The organism is Pseudoalteromonas sp. TAB23 (assembly GCF_000498075.1).
In the GTDB taxonomy this organism is placed as follows: domain Bacteria; phylum Pseudomonadota; class Gammaproteobacteria; order Enterobacterales; family Alteromonadaceae; genus Pseudoalteromonas; species Pseudoalteromonas arctica.
In genome coordinates this window covers 1-22,964 of record NZ_AUTP01000168.1, presented here as the reverse complement: position 1 = coordinate 22,964, position 22,964 = coordinate 1, and the positions used below count along the sequence as shown (strand labels likewise).

The window sequence follows — 22,964 nt, the reverse complement described above, 5'->3', positions numbered from 1 at the left end:
ATTTATAAAGAGTCATTTAAAAACAGCCATTTTTTACAGCTTTTCTTATCTTTAATAATCATCAAAGTCCTATTTTATATACGCTGGAGGGCAATGCGTGATTGGTTGTTTTGTTAATATTAGAAATCACTCGTTACGAGCAAAAATACTTGTTGGACTTAGATCTCTATTTTTCTTTTAATGCGCGGCACTAGCCGAGTTGGCACTAATTAATTAAATAAAAGAGAAAGATAAATGAAAGAAACAACATCACTAGAACAAGCTCGTACGAGCTACAATGTTCGTCATTGGAGCCAAGGTTTTTTTGGTATTAATGATCAAGGTGATGTGTATGTTGCGCCCAAGGCTCATGCCCCAGAGCAAACCATTGCATTAACAGATATCGCAAAGCAACTACAAGATAAAGGTTTAAGCTTACCTGCTTTAGTTCGTTTTCCGCAAATTTTACACCATCGTGTACACAGCTTATGCGGCGCATTTAATACTGCGATTGAAAACTATGGTTACCCTAAAGACTACCTATTAGTTTACCCAATAAAAGTAAACCAACAACGTGAAGTGGTTGAGGAAATAGTAGCAAGCCAAGCACAAGTAGAAAAAAAGCAACTTGGTTTAGAAGCAGGCAGCAAGCCTGAACTACTTACAGTATTAGCATTGGCTGAAAAAACCAGCGCCGTTATTGTATGTAATGGCTACAAAGATAAAGAATACGTACGTTTAGCACTTATTGGCGAAAAGCTAGGTCATAAAGTGTATATCGTACTTGAAAAGCTTTCTGAGCTAGACATGGTGCTTAGCCAAGCAAAAGAGCTTAACGTAAAACCACGCATTGGTATTCGTGTACGTTTAGCGTCGCAAGGTAAAGGTAAATGGCAAGCGAGTGGCGGCGAAAAATCAAAATTTGGTTTATCTGCATCGCAAGTTTTGCATGTAGTTAATCGTTTAAAAGACGCAAACCAGCTTGATTTACTTCAGCTAGTACATTTTCACTTAGGCTCACAAATGGCGAACATTCGTGACGTACGTTTAGGTGTAAGCGAAGCTGCGCGTTTTTACTGTGAGCTACGTAAATTAGGCGCAGAAATTGATTGCCTTGATGTAGGTGGCGGTTTGGCTGTTGATTACGACGGCACACGTAGCCAGTCGCATAACTCTATGAATTACAGCTTAGCTGAATATGCAAATAACATTGTGTACACCATTGGTGATACATGTAAGCAATATGAGCAACCAATGCCGACTATTATTTCTGAGTCGGGTCGTGCGCTTACGGCGCATCATGCTGTGCTTATTTCTAATGTTATTGGTACTGAAAGTTACACGCCAGAAGAGTTAGTAGCGCCAGCAGTAGATGCACCCCTGTTATTAAAAAATATGTGGGCATCGTTTGTACAGTTAACTGATTTAACGGATGACCGTGCATTAATTGAAATTTATCACGACAGTCAAGGTGATTTAGCTGAAGCGCATAACCAATTTGCACTCGGTTTATTAGACTTATCGCAGCGTGCGTGGGCTGAACAAATTAATATTCGTATTTGTTATGAACTTAACAAACACATGGATAATAAAAACCGTTTTCATCGTCCTATTATTGACGAGTTAAACGTTCGTTTAGCCGATAAGTTTTTTGTAAACTTTTCGTTATTTCAATCGCTTCCAGATGCATGGGGCATTGATCAAGTGTTTCCGGTATTGCCATTAAGTGGCTTAACTGAAGCACCCAAAAAACGTGCTGTATTACTTGATATAACCTGTGATTCAGATGGCGCACTTGAGCATTACGTAGATGGACAAGGTATTGAAAGCACATTACCAGTGCCAGAATTTAGTGCCGATAAACCTTATTTAATGGGCTTTTTCTTGGTGGGTGCTTATCAAGAAATTTTAGGTGACATGCATAACTTGTTTGGCGATACGCACAGCGCAATTGTTAATATGGATGAGCAAGGCGTTGCAAGTATTACCGAGATAAACCAAGGTGACACTGTTGCCGATATGATGCGCTATGTACATTTAGATGTTGAAAGTTTTCAGCAATCATACGAGCAGTTAGTAAGCACTAAAATTGAAAAACACGAACAGCAAAGCGTTTTAGACGAGTTGCAAAGCGGCCTTGATGGCTACACTTATTTAGAAGAGTTATAAGCAATGTCGACTTTGTTTGGTCACGCAGATCACTCATTGTACTCAAATGGGATGACGTTTTTGCGTCGTCCTATGGTGCAAAATATTAATGCAATTGATGCAGACGTAGTCGTTTTAGGCTTACCGTTTGATTTAGCGACATCGGGTCGCCCTGGTGCACGTTTAGGTCCTGATGCGATTCGTCGTGCGTCGGTTCATTTAGCATGGGAAGACACTAAGTACCCGTGGACGTTCCCGTTGTTTGAGCGTTTAAAAGTGGCAGACGCAGGGGACTTTACTTACCCTGTTGGCGATCCTGAGTATTTTACTGCGCAACTAGAAATGGCTGCTGAGCAAATACTTCGCCAAGGTAAAACGCTATTAGGTTTAGGGGGCGATCACTTTGTGACGCTTCCGCTATTACGTGCTCACGCAAAAATACATGGCAAAATGGCATTAGTACATTTTGATGCGCACACCGATACCTATAGCAATGGCTCGCGTTTTGATCACGGCACTATGTTTTATCATGCACCAATGGAAGGGCTGATTGATGTTGAGCACAGTATACAAATAGGTATTCGTACCGACTTTGATCAAAGTAAACATGAGTTTGCTGTGATTGATGCAATGCAAGCCAACGATTTACATGCAAATGATATTGCAGCGCAAATACTTGAACGAGTAGGTGACCTACCTGTTTACTTAACGTTTGATATTGATTGTTTAGACCCTGCGTTTGCGCCTGGTACAGGCACTCCTGTGTGCGGTGGTTTAACGTCAGATAAAGTACTTAAAGTACTGCGTGCGCTAAAAGGCATAAACATGGTAGGTATGGATGTGGTAGAAGTATCACCTTCGTACGACCAAAGTGAGCTTACCGCTATTGCCGCAGCAACCATTGCGAGCGAATTACTGCATTTGTGGACGCATAAAAACAAGTACTAATTATATAACTTAAGTACTACAAAAAAGGGTATGCGCAGGCATACCCTTTTTTTATTTAGAGGTATCGATTATTCAGCAGCTTAATTTCCTTTAACCAAATAACGCTTAGCCCAATAAGAGGCAGGTTAGTAGTTACAGGGTTAAATGCTTCAATAAGCAATTGTGGCTGCACTGCAACTACAGCGAGTAGAAGGCCAATTAATGCTAAAATATTTAAAATTACTAGGTGTTTATTTTTATAAAACACAAATAAACACAATCCAAATATAATTTCGCCAACACCCGCCGAACGTGTAATTAAGTCAGATACTTCTGCTGAAAAACCAGCACTGCCAGTCATTAATTTTTCAAGTGGTGCAATATGATAAAGCTTTGGGAAAAAGCCATGAATGATACTAACCCAAATAACTATTTGAACAATTTAACGACCTAAATCAATTACTAACGTCGTTAAAAAACTTTTATTTAGAACCACTAAACACAAAGTTTTTTGCCTAGTTACTAAATGATTTATTTAACGTTAAAATAGCCCCCATAGTTAATTGAATTAGTATATCCAACTTAAACTTACTATGTAGCGAGCAAGTTGAATATAACCGCGATTATTTCCTAGCATTGTCAATACGCTCTTGTGCACTTGGGTGGCTAGATAAGTACTCTAAAAAGTCATTTACTTTTTCGAGGTGCTCGTTTTCGCTGGTATGGCTTTCTTGTAGGGCCTCTATTGCATCAGCAAAGTCATTACTCGAATACCCAAGCGACTCTAATTGAATGAGTGCAAAGGTATCTGCCTCGCGTTCCATATCTCGTGAAAACCCTTGCTGAGCAAACGATGCACCCGTACCTAATGCAACCTCTGCAACCCCTTCTAAATCACCAAATACAACCGCTAGCACAATCGTACTTGCGGCAGATTGTGCTGTAATACGTACGCTATGTTGATGCACTACATGACCCATTTCGTGTAGTAATACCGCTTTTAGTGCATTGGGTTTATCGGCAAGTAAATTTGCTAAATCATCTGTGACCACGATACGGCCATGGGGTAGTGCAAACGCGTTAGCACCAAAGCTGTCTGATTTATAAAACGATAATCTATAAACCGATTGATCAAGCGATAACGCATTAAGCATACTTGTAAAATGTGCTTGTACTTTAGTTTGCTGCTCTGCGGGCAGCTCACTTGGGTCAAGCGCAATCTTTTTAATAAGTGTAAAGCTTTGCTCCCCCATTTGTTCCACAACATTACGTGGCAGAGTATCAACACTGTAAACAGCAATGGCAGGTACCGCTTTATAAAGTACTAACCACATAAAAAGTGGTGTAAATATGACTGCGGCTAAAATTGCCCATTTACTTTTTTCAAGGCGCTCCATTATGTGATGGTTATTTTCTTTAAATGGCCATCTGTAACTTACATCTTGAGGAATAAAACGACTGCCATCTTCAAAGTTTAGTTCGTCAGCAAGTCCTGCCATCCCCGAACTTAATTTTAGACTTGAGATTGCGTGGCGAGCTATAACGTGTTCATCGTTGATAACTTCAATGTGTGTGTCGCTAATAGTTGCAACACACACTTGATAGTTACTCGACGCGATGGGGAAAAAATGTCCCTTTACATGCATAGTGAGCTCTTAAGTTAGAGAAAGGTCAATATCAAATACGTTTGCAGCTTCCTCAGCAAATGATGATTGCTGCTCTTGCGCGGTATCGATTAGGCTTAATGCACCAGGATAAATAGTGACGTTAGTTACATCAGCGAGCATTTTTGATGTACGTACTTTTGTCCATGGGTATGCAAGCCCTAAAGAAAACACAATAGCCAACATGTTAGTGAGTAGTAAAACAGCGAAAGGAATTGGTTTTAGCTCAGATTTAAATGTAGCAATGCCTTCAAAATGGCTGTTATCAAAAATGTGATTTCTAATAGCGGCGTGCCATACAGCAGAAACAATGGCAATCATTAGCACATAGGCAATCATCATAAAGATAGGAAGCATAACCATAGCTGCAGAGTTTTCTAAATTTTGTTGGTTTTCAATATCTACTAAGTTGAGGCCAAATAATCCTAAAATCCCCATAAATACCACCATGGTGATAGAGCTCACTACAAAGCAAATAAGCGCTGTTAGGTAATAGGTTTCGCCTTTTAGATTTACAGTAAGCGGTTTGTCACCGTAACTAATATTGCTATGTATATAGCTATCAATACGTTTTATAACGTAAGGCATTAATAAATAAAGCGTAAATATGCTTGCAATAGGTAATAGTATAAAGTTAACAAAGGCTTCGCCATAGCTGCCTTTAAAAGCAAAGCGAACATTACGATGGCGCGTCATACGCAGATTAAAACGTAAACCTTGGTTAATAATCCATGGCATTAAAAAGATAAAACCAAGAGCAATAAATAGGCCTAAAATAGGCATAAAGCTAATAGAGAATGTATAAATAAAAAATACAATAACCGCTAAAATCCGACCTTTTAAAATTTGTATTGGCGTTGCTAGGTAGTCAAAACTATGACCATCTATGCGGGTGTGGCCGTAAAAATAGCGATGCGTACGTACTTTAGCCCACGCTGAGTATATGCCAAGCGTAATAACGCTAAGTAATATATTTACAATCCAAATTCCAAAAAACTCACCGCCTTTACCACTAAACTGCACTTTTCCGCTAAAAATTGGTTCAGCAGGCTCATTTATTGGTGGGGTTGTTTCAGATGGGGTAGGGTGTATTGATTCCATTAAAATTATATCCATGTTGTTTTTTTGTTAATTTACCCATTTTTAGTGCAAAATTCAATGTTTATAATTATCTCACCCTTCTGTAAACAGCTATAAATAGGCGTTTTAAGTATTGAGTTAAATACTCTAATACTTTTTTATAAATAAACCTCGCTGGTTTTATTTATTTGGCTGGTAACTGGGAACTTTAGCTTTTTAATATGCGATTTAGCTACTATACATAGTTAATGCTGCTTAAATGTAATGGCATTAATTATGTATTAAGCACACCTACGTACAATTAAGCTAATTGATTTATATGCCAAAATAATAGATTGTAAGAGTAGTGGGGATGTAAATTTATTTAGGTTTTACAGCTTTTATCACCGCTTTAAATAACATTAGGATATTTATTATGTTTCAAGCAGTCGTGTTAGGGGGATTAGAGTTTAGCCCGCTGATTGTTTACTTCCCAATTGCGTTTATTTTAACAGCGCTGACTCGTTTTGCTTTGCATCGACTAGATTGGCATGACCGTATTTGGAAAGTGGCTTGGTTTGAAGTGTCACTATTTGTTTGTTACTTGGCACTGGCCGTCTATTTACTAAGTGGAAGATAAATTGAATGATTAAATATCTGCGTATTACTTTTACTATCTTGGTTGTTATAGCTGCGGTTTTTGCTGGGCGTTGGGTATGGACTGACTACATGCATACTCCTTGGACGCGCGACGGTCGCATTCGAGCAGACATAGTTACAGTTGCTCCAGACGTGTCGGGTTGGGTGACTGCTTTAAACATTAAAGATGGTCAAAACGTACAAAAAGGCGAAGTACTTTTTAATGTTGATCAAAAGCGTTACCAAGCAGCGCTTGATAAAAGTAAAGCCAATACAGAAAATACGCTATATACATGGGAGCTTGCTAAACATAAATACGAAAGACGTGTTGAGCTAAACACTCAACAGGCAATAAGTGAAGAAACGCTAGAATCAACACGTATCAATACTAAAATTGCTGAGGCAAATTATAACCTAGCTAAAACAGAGCAAACAATTGCGCAATTAAATGTTGATAGAACTAAAATTGTTGCACCTGCATCGGGGCAAATAATTAATCTGAATTTACGCCAAGGTAACTATGTAGCTCAAGGCACCCCTGTGTTTGCTATTGTGCGGTTAGATTCGTTTTACGTAACAGGTTACTTTGAAGAGAGTAAAATACCGCTTATTTATCCTGATCAAAAAGCTAAAATAGCGCTTTTAAGTGGTGGTAAGCAATTAACAGGGCATGTAGTGAGTGTAGGTAAAGCAATTGCAAATACGAATACACAAAGTAACGGACAACTTTTACCGCAAGTGCAACAAACATTTAATTGGGTGCGCTTATCACAACGTATTCCTGTTGATATTAAGTTAGATTCATTGCCCGAAGATACACTGTTAAGCGCAGGAATGACCGCCACAATACATCTCGCTACACGTTAAGGGGAAGACAGTGGGCGTTGTATTACAAAATTTGTTTTTTCCTAAAAAACAGGCAATTATTTTTGCGACTAAGGGCGTTATAGCCATGGTAATGGCGCTTACTATTGCTATGTGGCTTAATCTTGAAAGACCTTATTGGGCGTTAGTCTCGGCTATATTTTTGCAATTACGCCCGCAAAGCGGATTAGTTATTGAAAAAGCAATTTGCCAAATAATAGGCACCATAGTGGGTGGTTTATTTGGCATATTGCTTTTAACTCAGCTAATTCTTTACCCTTATTTAGCGCTCGGTGCACTTGCATTATGGTTGGGGGTAAACTCTGCGTTATCGGCAATGGTACGCCAAGCAAACTTTGTTTATGCGTTTGCTATGGCAGGNCAGCCGCTATTATAGTGCTTTTAGTGATGGTTACTCCGGCAATGGTAAGCAGTCAAAGCATATTTGATATTGCACAAGCGCGCGTGAGTGAAATAGTAATAGGCTCAATATGTGCAGGGCTTGTGAGCCATTTGTTTTGGCCTGTAAAAGTTAAACACTTACTGCAAGTACAAGCGCGGTCGGTTATAAACCAAACGTTAGATTATTTAGTAACTGAGCTTGATTCTAAAGGCTCGCACGAAAATCGCCATCAGCAAATTGATGGCATTATGGCAACATTAGGATCTATAAACGAAGACTCCAGCGCAGTAAGGTACGAAGGACCAAAAGGTCCAGGGCGCTCACGTGCTGCAAATCAATTGTCGCAAAAAGTGCTTTCTTTACTGGCTTCAATTCAAATAATTGGTCGTCTGCAACGAAACCACGCTGACCTTATTACTCCCACATTAGACAAATTAATAAGTAAACTTAAACACGTATTCGCGCAAATTAAAGAATCTGACGATTTTGATTACTGCGCCGAACAAGTTAAAACGCTGCGTAAAGAGCTAACCGACTATAGAGCAAATACGGTGTGTGATTCGCCATTTGAATCTCACATGCTCAATGTGAGTTTAGAAGTGGCAGCCGACTTAACAATTTTACTACGCGCATACAGAGCTTTAGAACAACGCGATAAAACATTATTAAATGCACCCAGTATGCTTACATATCGTGACCCATTAGCTGGCATTATTGTTGGATTTAGAACTGCTTTGGTGTTTTCTATCGGCGCATTTATTTGGATTAATACTGGTTCTTCAGCTGCATTATTAATTATGATTTTACCGGTCATATTTTCGATAATGCTGGCGCGAATACCCTTGGCTATTTTACAGGTTGTAATTAAACGTTTATTGGCAGGTATAATTGTTGCCACTTTTGTAACTATTTTTTATGCGTTAAATTTACTGTCGCAAAGTGGAGGGCAATTAGAAATATTATTGCTTGTATTAGCTGGTCCGTATTTTTTGGGTTTGCTGTTACTCGCTGATCAACAAACGCTGCCATACGGCTTAGGGTTTTGTATTCCATTTACTATTTTGGTTAGACCCAGCATGGATATGAGCCTAGCATTTTCAATTGATTATACACTCAGCTCTGCAATCGCTATTTTTGCTGGCGTGAGTATTTTATTTTGGATTTTTCAGTTATTTACAGGACCAAGTGTTCAGTTACTTGTTCATCGTGTTTTTAAGGCTACCTATAAAGATTTACTCGAAATAAATACCCATCAAACTCCGAGTATTTGGTACAACCGCCGCATGGCAGATAGGTTAATCCGCTTAACTAATTACGATCAGGGCTCACACTCACGCGCTATTACCGATATGGCTCTTACCGGTCTAAACTTAGGGCATGCTTCAGTGCGATTAAACTCAATTTGCGAAAACCTTGCTGGTGACACAAAGCTAAAATACTTAAATGAGTGGCAACACACGTTGGCTGATGCATTTATGCTGGCTACCAAAGGTAAGTTTGATGAAAAATTTAAGAAAGCGTCTGATAATCTTTATAACGAATTAGCCGCATCTGTTGGTGATTCAAACCAATTAGAGGCAATAAAAGGCATGTTTATTCGCATTAATCTGACCTTTGAAAGAAGTGCCAGCAAGATAAATTAACCCTATTCGCTGCTTTTCGAGTTCAGATGTTATAACGAAATCTGTTATACTTAATGGACAATTTTATGGGGCTGTTATGATTTCAAAAAACCAACTCAAACTTATTCGCCAACTTGGCCAAAAAAAGTACCGAAAGCAATATAATCAATACCTTGTACAGGGTGAAAAAAACGTACTTGAGTTATTAAACAGCCCATTAAATGCGGTTAACATTTTTGCTACAAACGAATTTATAAATGCGTACCAAGGTGAGTATCAGCACGCTAATTTTATTGAAGCGGATGAAGAAACCCTCACTAAAGCGAGCACGCTAGTTAGCAATAATGCAGCCATTGCTATTGTTGATATGCCAAAGGCAGCTTTACCACAAGCAAATGGCTTAATACTCGCGCTTGATGGCGTATCAGACCCTGGTAACTTAGGCACAATAATTAGAGTAGCTGATTGGTACGGTATTAAACATATAGTAACTAGCACCGACAGCGCAGACGCTTACAACCCTAAAACAATTAGCGCCACAATGGGCTCATTTGTAAGGGTATCGGTAAGCCAAGTAGATTTACCTGATTACTTACAGTCTTTAAATTTACCTGTTTACGGTGCTTTTTTAGATGGACAAAGTGTACATAAAACCCAATTTACGGGCTCAGGCGTTTTGCTAATGGGCAGTGAGTCGCATGGTATACGCGAGACATGTGCAAAGTTAGTGACCAATAAAATCACCATTCCCGCTTTTGGTGGAGCAGAGTCACTTAATGTTGCAATGGCGACCGGTATTATTTTAGATAACTTTAAACGACAAGCTTAATCTATTAGTAAATTATGGGTTAAATTGTTTATGACAAATAACAATAATAAATTGGTAATAACAATAAGATGCGCTTAAGCACTATTAAATTAGCGGGCTTTAAATCGTTTGTAGAGCCCACTAAAATTCCATTTCCTGATCAAATGACGTGTGTTGTAGGCCCTAATGGCTGTGGCAAATCTAACGTTATTGATGCAGTACGATGGGTGCTAGGTGAAAGCTCTGCTAAAAACCTGCGTGGCGATGCCATGACCGACGTTATTTTTAATGGCTCAACTAATCGTAAAGCCATATCACAAGCTTCTGTAGAGCTTGTTTTTGATAACGATAAAGGTAGTCCTTCAAACACATTTGCCGACAGAAACCAAATTGCCATTAAACGCTTAGTAACGCGCGACGGGCTATCGCTGTACTTTTTAAATGGCAGTAAATGCCGTAAGCGTGATATTACCGATATATTTTTAGGTACAGGTCTTGGTCCGCGTAGTTACGCAATTATTGAGCAAGGGATGATCTCGCGTTTAATAGAAAGTAAACCACAAGAATTACGCGTATTTTTAGAAGAAGCCGCTGGCGTTTCTAAGTACAAAGAGCGCCGCCGTGAAACACAAACACGCATTAAAAGCACCCGCGAAAACCTTGAGCGTTTGTTAGATGTGCGTAAAGAGCTGCAAAGCCAATTAGATAAATTGGCTGTGCAGTCGGTTGATGCAAAAAAATACCGAGAGTTAAAAGCGCAAGAGCGAACGCTAAAAGGGCAAATTGCGGTTTTAAAATGGCAAAAGTTACATCAGCAGCAACTTGAAAAAAGTACTCTAATTAAAAAGCTGAACGATCAAATTTCTTTTTTTAAAACCGCTAACTCAGGGCATGACGATGTACTTGCAAGCTTAGAAGGGCAAGTACAAGCTCAGCAAGATAAACTAAGCGATGCACAGCATCAGCAACATGTAATACACACCGAGCTTACCCGCGCTGAGCAACAGCAAATAAATGTAAAGCAACAAACTCAAACGCTTAAACAAAATTTAATTAAATTACAGCAACGCCAAACCCATAGCACTGAAGTTAAAACGCAGCAGCAAATTCTGTGCGAGCAACTAAATGAAACCCTGCAAGAGGCAAGTGAAAACGCGTTAATGTGCGAAGAGCAAGTTAGGAAGTTAACGCATGAGCTTGAGGAATTATTAGCGCAGAAGCAGCGCCACAATACACACTGGCAAACTTTGTGTGAGCAACAGCAGCAACTTAATAATAATGCGCAACTGCATAGCAGTCACATTAAACAAACTCAGCAGCAAATAAGCCACGTTAACGAGCAAATTGATCAGTTAAATGCGCAGCTTACTGACTTACAAAGTAGCGATGTAGAACAACAATTAACGCAGCAAACACAGCAAACACAAACATTAACCCAAGAACTTGCCGCTAAACAAACAGCGCACACGCAGTGCAGTGCTCAGCTTGAAGTGCAAAATGAGCGTGTTAATAACTCACAAAAGCAATATTCGACGCTTACTCAAACAATAAATGAGTTAAAAGCGAGTATAACGGGGCTTAAAAGTACATTAGGGTTTGATGAAGAAAGTGAAAGTACTAATGGTTTGTTTAATCAGCTAAGTGTTAAAGAAGGCTTTGAGCCCTTAATAGAGCAAGCACTTAAATCGCTAGAGCACTTAAATGTAAGTGAACAGCAAGCTGATAATAGTGTGTGGCCAATTAGTGGTAAGCACATTGCTGAAAATAGCTTAGCGGCATTCATAACAAGCGGCGTGTACCCAGATCATTTAACGCGCATTGCTTATAGCGAGAGCGGTGATCTAACGCTGTTAAAAGATGCTTATTATACAGCCGTTATGGATAAAAACGGCGCTTTATATGGTCGTAACTGGCATGTAAGTGCCGATAGAAATGCTGAAAACTCATTACTTTTAAAACATAAGCAATTGCAGGATAAAGCTCAGCAGTTAAGCAATGCCGAGGATGAGCTAAAACAAGTAACACACACTCGTGATGAACATACAGCCGAGCAAGTAAAGTTAATTAATGAGCAAAGCGAGCTAAAAGAAGCCATACATGAGCTTGCGCAAAATATAGCAGTAGCCGGTACACGCAGCGATATGCTCAAACAGCAAGTAGCGCACTTTAAGCTTCAACTAGAAAAGCTACAGCAACAAAAACAGCAATTAACCACTGCGCTTTTGCAATTAAATAACGTGCTTGATGAGCAAACAGAGCAATTGGAAGTGTTAAATGAGCAGCAACTTAACTTAGCGGATGAGGTAGACGCTGCAAATAGCCTGCGCTCACAAAGTGATAAAAGTTATAGCGAAGCATTAAGCATGCTTGAGCAATATAAAACGCAAGCGCATAAGGCAACGCTCTCAGAGCAAAAGGCACGCAGTGAATGGCAGTTAAGCCAAACCAAATTGAGCCATGCAGAGCAGGAGCACGTTAGTGCATCTGAAGGTGCGCAAGAACTACTCAATGAAATAGAAGAGCTGCTTATACCAGAGCAAGAGCTTAGCGATAAAATAACGCAGTTTTTATCGCAGCATCAAAAAGGCGAGCAGGCACTGGTAGTGCTACAAAAAGAATTATCTCACGCTAAAGAAAGTTTAAACACCAAGCAAGCAAGTCTTAAAAACTCACAAGGTGAGCTGGTGGGCTTGCAAGAGCAGCATCAAAAGCTAACAATTGAAGAGCAAAGCTTACTAATAAAAGCGCAAGTTGCGCTCGAACCATTAGAAGAGCTAAAGCAAAGCTTAAAAGCAATACTTGATGAATTACCTGATTCATTGAATTTAAGTGCAGCGCAAAATCAGTTAACCGGGTTTACTAATCAGTTAGATAAATTAGGTGCAGTAAACTTAGCGGCAATAGAAGAGTTTGATTTAGCTAAAGCTCGTAGTGATTATCTTGATAGTCAATTAGATGATTTAACAAAAGCGTTAAGTACCCTTGAAGGTGCAATTCGTAAAATTGATAGTGAGACCAAAACACGCTTTAAAGCGACGTTCGATCAAGTTAACGAAGACTTTGCAGAGCTATTTCCTAAAGTTTTTGGTGGTGGTAGTGCGTATTTAGAATTAACCAGTGACGATTTACTCGAAAGTGGTGTTAGTATAATGGCACGACCACCGGGTAAGAAAAATTCAACAATTCATTTGTTAAGTGGTGGAGAAAAAGCGCTGACCGCATTATCATTAGTGTTTTCTATATTCAGGCTCAATCCAGCTCCTTTCTGTATGCTGGACGAAGTAGATGCACCATTAGATGATGCCAACGTTGTGCGTTTTTGCCGTTTGGTTGAAGAAATGTCACAATCAGTGCAGTTTATTTATATTAGTCATAATAAAATTGCGATGGAAATGGCTGGTAGATTAACAGGTGTTACTATGGCAGAACCTGGCGTATCGCGTATGGTTGCTGTAGATATAGAGCAGGCTGTGCAACTTGCACATGCATAAATTTTTATAACAAGTGTATTATTTTTTAATTAATATACAGGTTTTAGGCATATCAAATAATAAAAGGTGAGGGGATGGCCGAACAATTAAGATGGGTTTTAATCATTATCAGTGTAGTTGTCATTGGTGGTTTATTAATACATGGATTGTGGTCTGTGAGAAAAAAAGACCGCCCAGAAGTATCTGATAACGAGCGGGTTGAACCATTACAAGAAAGCGCATCAGCTTCATCTAAACCGTTTCGTACTGAGGCTGAACCAAAAGAGCCAATGCAAAACGAACGTGATGAGCCACAGTTTGGTGAGCTTAACTTTGATGCAAATGAGCCGCAAATAGATACAAGCGTGCCAGAAGTGCCGATTGAAGATGACCTAGAAATAGTTGATGACCTAGAAGCAAAAGAGCAAAGCGCTGAAGAAGCATCTGCCCAAATGTCTGACTTTGTTATTGTACATATTCATATGCCAGAAGAGCTTAGTATGCAGGGCAGTAAATTATTGCCGGCAGTTAACACTTTAGGTTTTAAATATTCTGAGGAAGGCTTTTTTAATCGCCACTTAGATCCGGCTGGTCAAGGCCCTGTTTTATTTAGATTAGTAAATATGTACAACCCAGGTACGTTTGATATTGATAATATGGAACAGTTTAGTACCGCTGGGGTAAGCTTATTTATGACGTTACCGTGCGACGGCGATGGTCTAGCTGCATTTAATATGTTGCACAGCGCAGCTAAAAAGTTAGCGGATGAATTTGGTGCACAAATTTTAGATGCTGAGCGAAATGAAATGACAGTAGATCGCGTAAGACAATATGTTGAGCAGGTTCGTTCTTTTTCAGCGTAAATAACGCATACATTATATTTTTATAAGCCACTGGACGGTGAATCGTCAAAGTGGCTTTTTTTATGTTTATTGAGGTTTAAATGTCTAGCAGCATTAGTGAGCAAGTTAATCATCTTCGTACTACATTAGAGCAACACAACTATAATTATTATGTGCTCGACACCCCCAGTATTCCTGATTCTGAATACGATAGGTTATTACGCGAACTAAGCGCACTTGAAACCGAGCATCCTGAATTTTTAACCGCCGACTCACCTACACAAAAAGTAGGCGGTGCAGCACTTAGTAAATTTGAACAAGTAGCGCACCAAGTACCCATGCTCTCACTTGATAACGCCTTTAGTGAAGAAGAATTCACTGCGTTTAATCGCCGTATAAAAGAGCGTTTAATGAGTACTGATGAGCTTACTTTTTGTTGTGAGCCAAAACTTGATGGTTTAGCTGTATCAATTATTTATCGCGATGGTGTGCTTGTACAAGCGGCTACTCGAGGTGATGGTTTTACCGGTGAAAACATTACTCAAAATGTTAAAACCATTCGTAATGTACCGCTCAAGCTCCGTGGTGATTACCCACAAGAGCTTGAAGTTCGCGGCGAAGTATTTATGGACAGCGCTGGCTTTGATAAATTGAATACTGAGGCAGAAAAACGCGGTGAAAAAGTATTTGTTAACCCGCGTAATGCAGCGGCGGGGNGGGAGTTTGCGTCAACTCGACTCTAAAATTACCGCTAAACGCCCACTCATGTTTTATGCGTACAGCACCGGGCTTGTTGCTGATGGCAGCATTCCTGAGGATCACTATCAGCAATTAGAAAAGCTGACTGATTGGGGACTACCTTTGTGCCCAGAAACAAAATTAGTTGAAGGTCCAAAAGCCGCGCTCGATTACTACAGCGATATTTTAACGCGCCGTGGTGAGCTTAAATATGAAATTGATGGCGTAGTAATAAAAATAAATAAAAAGACCTTACAAGAGCGTTTAGGCTTTGTGGCACGTGCTCCTCGTTGGGCTATTGCGTATAAGTTTCCGGCGCAAGAGGAAATAACCCAACTACTTGATGTTGATTTTCAAGTCGGTCGTACTGGCGCCATTACACCTGTTGCACGTTTGAAGCCTGTTTTTGTGGGTGGCGTTACCGTATCAAATGCAACGCTTCATAACAGTGATGAAGTTGCACGTTTAGGCGTAAAAGTAGGCGATACAGTTATTATTCGCCGTGCTGGAGACGTAATCCCACAAATAACTCAAGTTGTACTTGAACGCAGACCTGATGATGCCAGAGATATCGAATTCCCGACGACTTGCCCAATCTGTGATTCTCATGTTGAAAAGGTTGAAGGCGAAGCTGTAGCCCGTTGTACGGGTGGACTTGTATGTCCTGCACAGCGTAAGCAAGCTATTAAGCACTTTGCTTCGCGCAAAGCGCTGGATATAGATGGTCTTGGCGATAAGATTGTTGATCAGTTAGTCGATAGAGAACTTATAAAAACGCCTGCTGATTTGTTTATTTTAAAACAGGGGCATTTTGAGTCACTTGAACGTATGGGACCTAAGTCAGCTAAAAACTTAGTAACAGCACTTGAAGAGGCTAAAGGCACTACGCTTGCTAAGTTTTTATATTCATTAGGTATTCGAGAAGCCGGGGAGGCGACAGCACAAAATTTAGCTAATCACTTTCTAACCCTTGAAAATGTAATAAATGCCAGCATTGATAGTTTAACGCAAGTAAGTGATGTAGGCGAAATAGTAGCTGCTCATGTTCGTGGTTTTTTTGATGAAGAGCATAATTTAGCAGTTGTTAATGCGCTGATAGATCAAGGTGTAAACTGGCCAGCGTTGAGCGCACCTTCTGAAGAAGAACAGCCGCTCGCTGGGCTTACATATGTACTTACAGGTACGCTTAATACACTTAATCGCAATGATGCAAAAGCACGATTACAACAACTTGGTGCCAAGGTGTCTGGTAGCGTATCGGCTAAAACAGATGCGTTAGTGGCGGGTGAAAAAGCAGGTTCAAAACTAACAAAAGCACAAGACCTAGGCATAGACATACTAACTGAAGATGAATTAATTGAGTTGCTTATAAAGCATAACGGTTAGGAAAATGACAATGAGCCGATATGGGCCAGAATACTGGGATAAGTACGGAAGTTACCGTACGCCTATTGCATTTCATTTAAGTGTGCTTGTGTTATTACGCAGTTATTTTATTTGGGTTATTGCGGCTTTAAGCCGCAGGCCTGAACTAGATTTAATGTCGTTATTTTTTAAAAATAAAAATGATTTTTTTATCGCAATAACGATTGGAAGTATTGCAATAATACCGACTATTTTATTTTGTTTACGCAGACCACGAGATTCACACAGTGCAAGCAACAGGTTAGCAAGAATATGGCGACATATGCGCTGGCCTCTTATTTTATGTGCAGTTGTTGATTTAACATGGTTAAGTGTTCAAGCAGCGCATAGCCATTATCGATTTTCATCATTTTTAGCAGTACAAATGATGATTGTTTTATGGGTATTATGGTATTTGGTGAAAAGCCGCTATTTAACTGTTTTCTTTAATGATTGGCCTGAGCCGACAGAAAAGGCACCAGAAGAAAAAAAGCGACTTAAAAGGGATTAGTTGTGGACGCCGTAAATAAAAAAATAGCGATAGCTATATCGATAATAGGCTTTGTGCTTATTATTTTAATGATTAGCACTGAGCTTTTAGAGTTTATGTGGTTTAAAGCGTTATTTGGGTTATGGGTATTTGTTTTTTGCTCAAGCGTTTATAGGTTAACGCCTTTATTTAAATCAAGAAACAGGTTAGAGGATTTTATTCAGCGAGATGCCCAACACTTATTACTTTTTAGTTTGATGGGATTTTTTGATAAAAAGCACGGTCCAGATTGGTTAGTTATTGAGAGTATTGAACGTATAACGACAAAGGATGATGAGCTAATAATTTACAGTAATAACGAGCGCCAAATGAGTGTTAGTTTACCTGTAAAAAAAGCAGAGCTAGATAGTTTTATTAAACGAATACTTACCGACTCAGAAAAACAAAATATTACCTTTAGCTAAGAAAATTACCTTTAAGATTGAACGAGTTTTAGTCTTAAACGGTCAACACTCCTTAGCTGATCTTTAGTGTATTAAATAACGTAATAATTAGCCGTACTTTTTATGACTTTATAAAGTATAGCTAATCAACTATTCAATGAGGCTATTATGTTGAAGTGGAATGATGTTATTAACTTTGCCACCAATGGCAATCCTACCCCAAGTAAAAAAGTAGTCAAAACTGACGAGCAGTGGCGGATGCAACTATCAGAAGATGAATATTACGTAACACGTAAAAAGGGAACAGAGCGCCCAGGTAGCTCGGGTAGTTGTACATTACTCGAACCTGGCAAGTATGTGTGTATTTGTTGTGATAATCTATTGTTTGATGCTGATGAGAAGTTTGATAGTGGTACTGGTTGGCCGTCATTTACGCAACCTGCGACAATTGAAGCGATTGGCTATGTAAGCGATACAAGTCATGGTATGGAGCGCATAGAGGTGGTTTGTAACGTGTGCGATTCGCACTTAGGTCATATTTTTCCAGATGGCCCATTACCAACGGGTTTACGTTATTGCGTTAATGCCGCATCAATGAAAAAGCTCTAATATTTTATTTACTAGCGCTTTGAATATCTAAATTCATTTCTTTTGCTATGTGCAAAATCTTATCTAAACGCTGCGTCTGATCTGCTTGTAATTTAGTTTTATCAAGAAGGGCGTAGCACCTTCTAGCAAGATCCATATTAAATGAGCTGCCAGATTGCTTAGTTGAATCAAATAGGCACTGTAATAAATTAAGTGCGATACTTTGATTACGAGGCATGACTCTAAACGCTTGTGTAAAAGCTTCCAACGCAGTATTTAATTGGCCTTTATTAAATTGACTAACGGCATGGTTATTAAGCTCTTTTGGACCCATTTTAATATCGCGTCGCTCACTTTGTTGCTGCTGAATATAACGCAAGTAAGTTGTGTCGCTAACTGCGGGATGTCTTTCACAGTGGCTAATTATTTGTGTGAATAAGGTTTGCGCCTTTTGATGAAACCCCAGTTCATGAAATGCTTTTGCTTTATCAAGTGCGCCATCAACCGATCGGATATGAGTATCGTCATCATCAAGTTGTTCAATTAGCTTTTTAGCTTTTTGATGCTCGTCTTTTAAGTAATGGAGTCGTGCATTAAGTACATCAATTTGAGCTTGATTAGTATTATTAGGAAACTGTTTTTTTAAATCATTAATGTACTGATTGGTTTGCCTAGAAATTCGTTGAATTTGATCGGTTTGATCAGTCGTTAGCGCAAAGTCGATACCTGCACGTGCTGCATTCAAATATACATCGGGGTGGTCGTGTATTGAGTGTTTTGCAAAGGTGGCTATATCTTTTTGAGTTAAATAGCTTTTTTCGTAGTCGTGATTAATTAGCGACACATTACTTAGCGATTTTTGGCGTGTGATATTTCGCGGTGCAATTTCTGCAGCTTGGCTTAAAAAGCTTTGTGCTAGCTCAAATTGATTTAGCTTTATTTCTAATCTGCCCAACAAATCAAGGGCTACTAAACGAGTTTCTTGGCGCTCTAACATTGTTTTGAGCATTCGCTGCGCCAAAATATGTTCGTTATTCGCTATAAGTGCTTCTACTAAGCCTACTTTTGCCCAAGCAAATTTTTGAATGTCGAGAACAGACTTAAAAAAGTCTTTCGCATCTTGAGCGCGCTTTAAGCGAAGTAAGGCATCACCTTTTAAGCGAAGTAGGATAGGGCTGTAATTATTATTTTTTTTATCCAGAGCGGTATCAATAAATTTAATAGCTTTTGAATCGTTACCATCATCAATTAATGAATACACTGTTTGTAAGTCGTGTTTACGCTTTAAGATTCGTTCAATGCGTATTTTAAGCTCTTGTACTGTAAAAGGTTTAACTAAAAAGTCATCAGGTTGCAGCTCAAGAACACTATGAACGAGTGAGCCACTTGTTTCTGCTGAGATAAAAATAAAGCCAGTCGAGCTTTTTATGAGTTGCTTTACACGTAGCTCTTCATAAAGCTGGTAGCCATCTTGGTGTTTATTTAAGTTGAATGAGCAAACGATTAGATCAAATTCTTCACTTAAACACTGCTCTTTTGCAGAATTTGCATGATCAGCAAAGCGCAACTGCCGAAAGCCAAGCCTTTCTAACGATTGTTTCATATAGCTTTGAGCAAGTGGCTGCTCCTCTACTATAAGTATTTTGGCTTTTGAATAGATCTTAGTTGGCATTGGCTTAAGCGTGATTGTATTTAACACAGACTATAATCAACAGTTTAACTCCTTACAAGGGAATTTAAATGATAGCTGTATTTATTAGGTACTTAACTTTGCCTAATACGTTTATCTAACTACGAAAGTACTGAGCCGAATAACATAATTAAAAACTAAATAAGTAAAATGGAAACGCTATATTTGATGAGTGCTTTGATATGGAAATTTAGATTTTAATAAAAATATGAAATGTATTTAAGGTAAAAAGAGGAGTTAAACGTATTTAATATGGGAAAAGAGTTATTACTAGGGAAGTTGTCTGATGGTATTTATATGTGGTGGGTGATACTGGACTTGAACCAGTGACCCTCGCCTTGTAAGGGCGATGCTCTCCCAACTGAGCTAATCACCCACATATAATAGGTATGCCTGTTATTTAATTCTTTGTTGTCAATTAACCGCTTGATGTAATTTGGTGGGTGATACTGGACTTGAACCAGTGACCCTCGCCTTGTAAGGGCGATGCTCTCCCAACTGAGCTAATCACCCAAATTACATTTTAATATGCACCATTCTAGGAATGGTGGGTCGTACTGGACTTGAACCAGTGACCCTCGCCTTGTAAGGGCGATGCTCTCCCAACTGAGCTAACGACCCATATTAAATTTTAAAACGCGACTATTAACATAATAATAGGCTTTATATGTGGTGGGTGATACTGGACTTGAACCAGTGACCCTCGCCTTGTAAGGGCGATGCTCTCCCAACTGAGCTAATCACCCACATATAAATTAAAACGCTACTATTGAAATAAATAGTACTGGACTTTAACCAGTGAACCTCGCCGTTACTTGTAAATAGCGGTAATGTTCTCTTTTTTCTAACTGAGCTAACGACCCATTTAGATTTTCTTGTAATATGCACCATTCTAAGAATGGTGGGTCGTACTGGACTTGAACCAGTGACCCTCGCCTTGTAAGGGCGATGCTCTCCCAACTGAGCTAACGACCCATATTACATGCTACTACCTATATAGATAGTACTGGACTTTAACCAGTGAACTTCGCCATCTTTTATAAAAGGTGGTGATGCTCTCTTTTCTTGTAACTGAGCTAACGACCCATATTACAATTTTAAAACACGACTATTATATAATAATAGGTTTTATATGTGGTGGGTGATACTGGACTTGAACCAGTGACCCTCGCCTTGTAAGGGCGATGCTCTCCCAACTGAGCTAATCACCCACATATAAATTAAAACACTACTATTAAAATAAATAGTACTGGACTTTAACCAGTGAACTTCGCCGTTACTTGTAAGTAGCGGTAATGCTCTCTATTTTCTAATTGAGCTTAGGACCCATATAGAATTTAGATGTGAACACTTTAATTAAAAAGTGGTGGGTGATACTGGACTTGAACCAGTGACCCTCGCCTTGTAAGGGCGATGCTCTCCCAACTGAGCTAATCACCCACATCTAAACAACATTGCATTGCTGCGTTGTTGTGGGGCGCTATTATAGATAGAGTTGAAAATGTGTCAACACTTGAATGATAAAAATGTGCTGAATGAAGGTTTTATAAACAATAGGATATGGTTGAAGTCTATTTTATCATCAAATTTGATATTGCAGTTCAATTAAGCACCTAATAAGCTCCTAAAAGTGAGTAGGGAATTGTATTTTATTAATCTTAAATTTAGCTTCACGATACTTATTGTTTTTTTACTGGAGTCGTTTTTATGATTATGAGCAAGATGGATTAATATTAGGGCGAGTTATTTAGTGAATAGAGCGGTCCTTTAAAAATGAATTTAATCTAAACTCCCCAAAACAAATGCTATTTTCAGCATTCTAAACTCTATTTTTGTACTTACTTTATTTTTATAAGCCAACCTAGCCAAATCGTAAATACTCATACTTCACTAATAGCCTTCGGATTAAGACTAAATAGATCACATATAACTAGTGCGTGTTGACCTTTGTGGATTGAACCCAAAGGGCAGCGCATGTTTGGACTTTATGCGGCGTTATCGCCTATTCATGGGTAATAACCAAACTACATAGGCTCTGCCTTGCCTAAAAACCAAACATACTGCTGCAAATTCACCCACCAAAGATCAACACGCCCTGAAGTTTTGTACATAGCATTACGAAACTACAATGCTCTTTAAAAAATGTTCTTCAAACAATAATCGAGTTTTTGAGTACGAGTTACGCTGGTTATTAAGCAAGTAAAGGCAGTGGGCACTCTCAAATCCACATTTAAGTTTTGGTTATTATAAGCAATTGTAACTTTTAAACGATTAAGGCGATTGGCGGGGCCTTAATTGGTAGTTTTTAGATAAGTTCAATTTGCATATAAATGTATACCTTTGCTTTGATGCAATTTTGTTGCATTAAATAGGGGTGTAGGGTGTTGTTAAGTATTCGCTGCGATATAGTGATGTTATTATAAGCAGTAGGGCTAGAATCTTATTCAAATTGTATTTTTTAGCACGCTTGATAGCCAGTTTGTTGAAAATTAAACCATTTAAATAAAGCTAGGTAAAAAACTGTTGACTTTATTTTGGGTGGTGCATAGAATGCGCCCCGCACTAAGCGATACACGATGTGTTTGTCACGGCGGGTATTGATTAAGTTGGGGCCATAGCTCAGCTGGGAGAGCGCTTCGCTGGCAGTGAAGAGGTCTGCGGTTCGATCCCGCATGGCTCCACCAAAAATTAGTGTTTTGTCCTAGGGTAGCAGTTTTCTGTGTCCCCATCGTCTAGAGGCCTAGGACACCGCCCTTTCACGGCGGTAACAGGGGTTCGAATCCCCTTGGGGACGCCACTTAACTTTTATTAGTTAAAGGCGGTTTTACCGAGAAAATAGCGTCACAATTAAAGCTCGAGTCTTTACTTGTATTAAACGCAATTACCTTAAAGCTCATGATGTGAGTTAAACTTATCAACTGTCCTAGTGACACATTTATGTGTCCCCATCGTCTAGAGGCCTAGGACACCGCCCTTTCACGGCGGTAACAGGGGTTCGAATCCCCTTGGGGACGCCACTTACTTATTTTTAATAGGGAAGTGAAGTGTTATTAAGAAAGCTCGCCTGAAACGAGTTTAAAAATTCAGTTGTCCTAGTGACACATTTATGTGTCCCCATCGTCTAGAGGCCTAGGACACCGCCCTTTCACGGCGGTAACAGGGGTTCGAATCCCCTTGGGGACGCCA

Annotated in this window: 14 protein-coding genes, 11 tRNA genes and 2 pseudogenes; 16 read left to right on the top strand and 11 right to left on the bottom strand. The window is 39.3% G+C overall.

Annotated elements, in window-relative coordinates; genetic code table 11:
- Positions 1-234: 234 nt before the first annotated feature.
- Both speA and speB read left to right on the top strand, forming a co-directional pair.
- On the top strand, positions 235-2,148 hold the full coding sequence (speA, locus tag L654_RS0107545; RefSeq protein ID WP_024607696.1) for a biosynthetic arginine decarboxylase: 1,914 nt from the start codon (positions 235-237) through the stop codon (positions 2,146-2,148).
- 3 nt (positions 2,149-2,151) lie between these two features.
- On the top strand, positions 2,152-3,075 hold the full coding sequence (speB, locus tag L654_RS0107540; RefSeq protein WP_007583987.1) for an agmatinase: 924 nt from the start codon (positions 2,152-2,154) through the stop codon (positions 3,073-3,075).
- Between the two features lie 55 nt (positions 3,076-3,130).
- On the opposite strand, the gene L654_RS0107535 is transcribed toward speB, so the two are convergent.
- From L654_RS0107535 to L654_RS0107525, 3 genes are all read right to left on the bottom strand, one after another.
- Positions 3,131-3,496, bottom strand: coding sequence for a DoxX-like family protein (locus tag L654_RS0107535; RefSeq protein WP_029753538.1), 366 nt, complete (start codon positions 3,494-3,496; stop codon positions 3,131-3,133).
- A 181-nt stretch (positions 3,497-3,677) separates the two neighbouring features.
- Positions 3,678-4,700: a M48 family metallopeptidase gene (locus tag L654_RS0107530; protein WP_024593854.1), complete on the bottom strand. Its 1,023-nt coding sequence runs from the start codon at positions 4,698-4,700 to the stop codon at positions 3,678-3,680.
- 9 nt (positions 4,701-4,709) lie between these two features.
- On the bottom strand, positions 4,710-5,819 hold the full coding sequence (locus L654_RS0107525) for a YjgN family protein (RefSeq protein WP_024593853.1): 1,110 nt from the start codon (positions 5,817-5,819) through the stop codon (positions 4,710-4,712).
- A 394-nt stretch (positions 5,820-6,213) separates the two neighbouring features.
- Between L654_RS0107525 and L654_RS0107520 the strand changes: the two genes are divergently transcribed.
- The 10 genes and pseudogenes from L654_RS0107520 (at position 6,214) to msrB (ending at position 18,109) form a co-directional block, all read left to right on the top strand.
- The gene (locus L654_RS0107520) at positions 6,214-6,417 is read left to right on the top strand and encodes a DUF1656 domain-containing protein (protein ID WP_008171772.1); all 204 of its coding nucleotides are present in this window, start codon (positions 6,214-6,216) and stop codon (positions 6,415-6,417) included.
- A 5-nt stretch (positions 6,418-6,422) separates the two neighbouring features.
- Positions 6,423-7,283, top strand: a complete 861-nt coding sequence (locus L654_RS0107515; protein WP_024591600.1) for an HlyD family secretion protein — start codon at positions 6,423-6,425, stop codon at positions 7,281-7,283.
- Positions 7,284-7,293: 10 nt separating this feature from the next.
- Positions 7,294-9,326: pseudogene (locus L654_RS01000000125710) on the top strand (FUSC family protein).
- A gap of 76 nt (positions 9,327-9,402) precedes the next feature.
- Positions 9,403-10,134 carry an RNA methyltransferase gene (locus L654_RS0107505; protein WP_010555372.1) on the top strand — a complete coding sequence of 244 codons (732 nt, stop codon included), beginning with the start codon at positions 9,403-9,405 and terminating at the stop codon, positions 10,132-10,134.
- 68 nt (positions 10,135-10,202) lie between these two features.
- Positions 10,203-13,604: an AAA family ATPase gene (locus tag L654_RS0107500; protein ID WP_024607694.1), complete on the top strand. Its 3,402-nt coding sequence runs from the start codon at positions 10,203-10,205 to the stop codon at positions 13,602-13,604.
- Between the two features lie 74 nt (positions 13,605-13,678).
- Positions 13,679-14,446 (top strand): cell division protein ZipA, encoded by a 768-nt coding sequence (gene zipA / locus L654_RS0107495; protein ID WP_024607693.1) that lies wholly within the window; start codon positions 13,679-13,681, stop codon positions 14,444-14,446.
- An 80-nt stretch (positions 14,447-14,526) separates the two neighbouring features.
- Positions 14,527-16,549: pseudogene (gene ligA, locus L654_RS01000000125705) on the top strand (NAD-dependent DNA ligase LigA).
- 10 nt (positions 16,550-16,559) lie between these two features.
- On the top strand, positions 16,560-17,078 hold the full coding sequence (locus tag L654_RS0107485) for a DUF2919 domain-containing protein (RefSeq protein WP_024607692.1): 519 nt from the start codon (positions 16,560-16,562) through the stop codon (positions 17,076-17,078).
- Positions 17,079-17,080: 2 nt separating this feature from the next.
- The gene (locus tag L654_RS0107480; protein ID WP_007584019.1) at positions 17,081-17,521 is read left to right on the top strand and encodes a hypothetical protein; all 441 of its coding nucleotides are present in this window, start codon (positions 17,081-17,083) and stop codon (positions 17,519-17,521) included.
- 147 nt (positions 17,522-17,668) lie between these two features.
- Positions 17,669-18,109 (top strand): peptide-methionine (R)-S-oxide reductase MsrB, encoded by a 441-nt coding sequence (gene msrB, locus L654_RS0107475; protein WP_007584021.1) that lies wholly within the window; start codon positions 17,669-17,671, stop codon positions 18,107-18,109.
- Between the two features lie 4 nt (positions 18,110-18,113).
- Here the strand turns inward: msrB and L654_RS0107470 are convergent, their stop codons facing one another.
- From L654_RS0107470 to L654_RS0107435, 8 genes are all read right to left on the bottom strand, one after another.
- Positions 18,114-19,760 carry a tetratricopeptide repeat-containing response regulator gene (locus L654_RS0107470; protein ID WP_024591593.1) on the bottom strand — a complete coding sequence of 549 codons (1,647 nt, stop codon included), beginning with the start codon at positions 19,758-19,760 and terminating at the stop codon, positions 18,114-18,116.
- A gap of 318 nt (positions 19,761-20,078) precedes the next feature.
- Positions 20,079-20,154: transfer RNA gene (locus L654_RS0107465), tRNA-Val, on the bottom strand.
- 61 nt (positions 20,155-20,215) lie between these two features.
- Positions 20,216-20,291, bottom strand: a tRNA-Val gene (locus L654_RS0107460).
- A gap of 32 nt (positions 20,292-20,323) precedes the next feature.
- Positions 20,324-20,399 (bottom strand) — tRNA-Val (locus L654_RS0107455).
- 49 nt (positions 20,400-20,448) lie between these two features.
- Positions 20,449-20,524, bottom strand: a tRNA-Val gene (locus L654_RS0107450).
- 153 nt (positions 20,525-20,677) lie between these two features.
- A tRNA-Val gene (locus L654_RS0107445) sits at positions 20,678-20,753 on the bottom strand.
- A gap of 160 nt (positions 20,754-20,913) precedes the next feature.
- Positions 20,914-20,989: transfer RNA gene (locus tag L654_RS0107440), tRNA-Val, on the bottom strand.
- 153 nt (positions 20,990-21,142) lie between these two features.
- Positions 21,143-21,218: transfer RNA gene (locus L654_RS0107435), tRNA-Val, on the bottom strand.
- Positions 21,219-22,386: 1,168 nt separating this feature from the next.
- On the opposite strand from L654_RS0107435, the gene L654_RS0107430 reads away from it, so the two are divergent.
- The 4 genes from L654_RS0107430 (at position 22,387) to L654_RS0107415 (ending at position 22,964) form a co-directional block, all read left to right on the top strand.
- Positions 22,387-22,462 (top strand) — tRNA-Ala (locus L654_RS0107430).
- A 37-nt stretch (positions 22,463-22,499) separates the two neighbouring features.
- A tRNA-Glu gene (locus tag L654_RS0107425) sits at positions 22,500-22,575 on the top strand.
- Positions 22,576-22,719: 144 nt separating this feature from the next.
- Positions 22,720-22,795, top strand: a tRNA-Glu gene (locus tag L654_RS0107420).
- 93 nt (positions 22,796-22,888) lie between these two features.
- Positions 22,889-22,964, top strand: a tRNA-Glu gene (locus tag L654_RS0107415).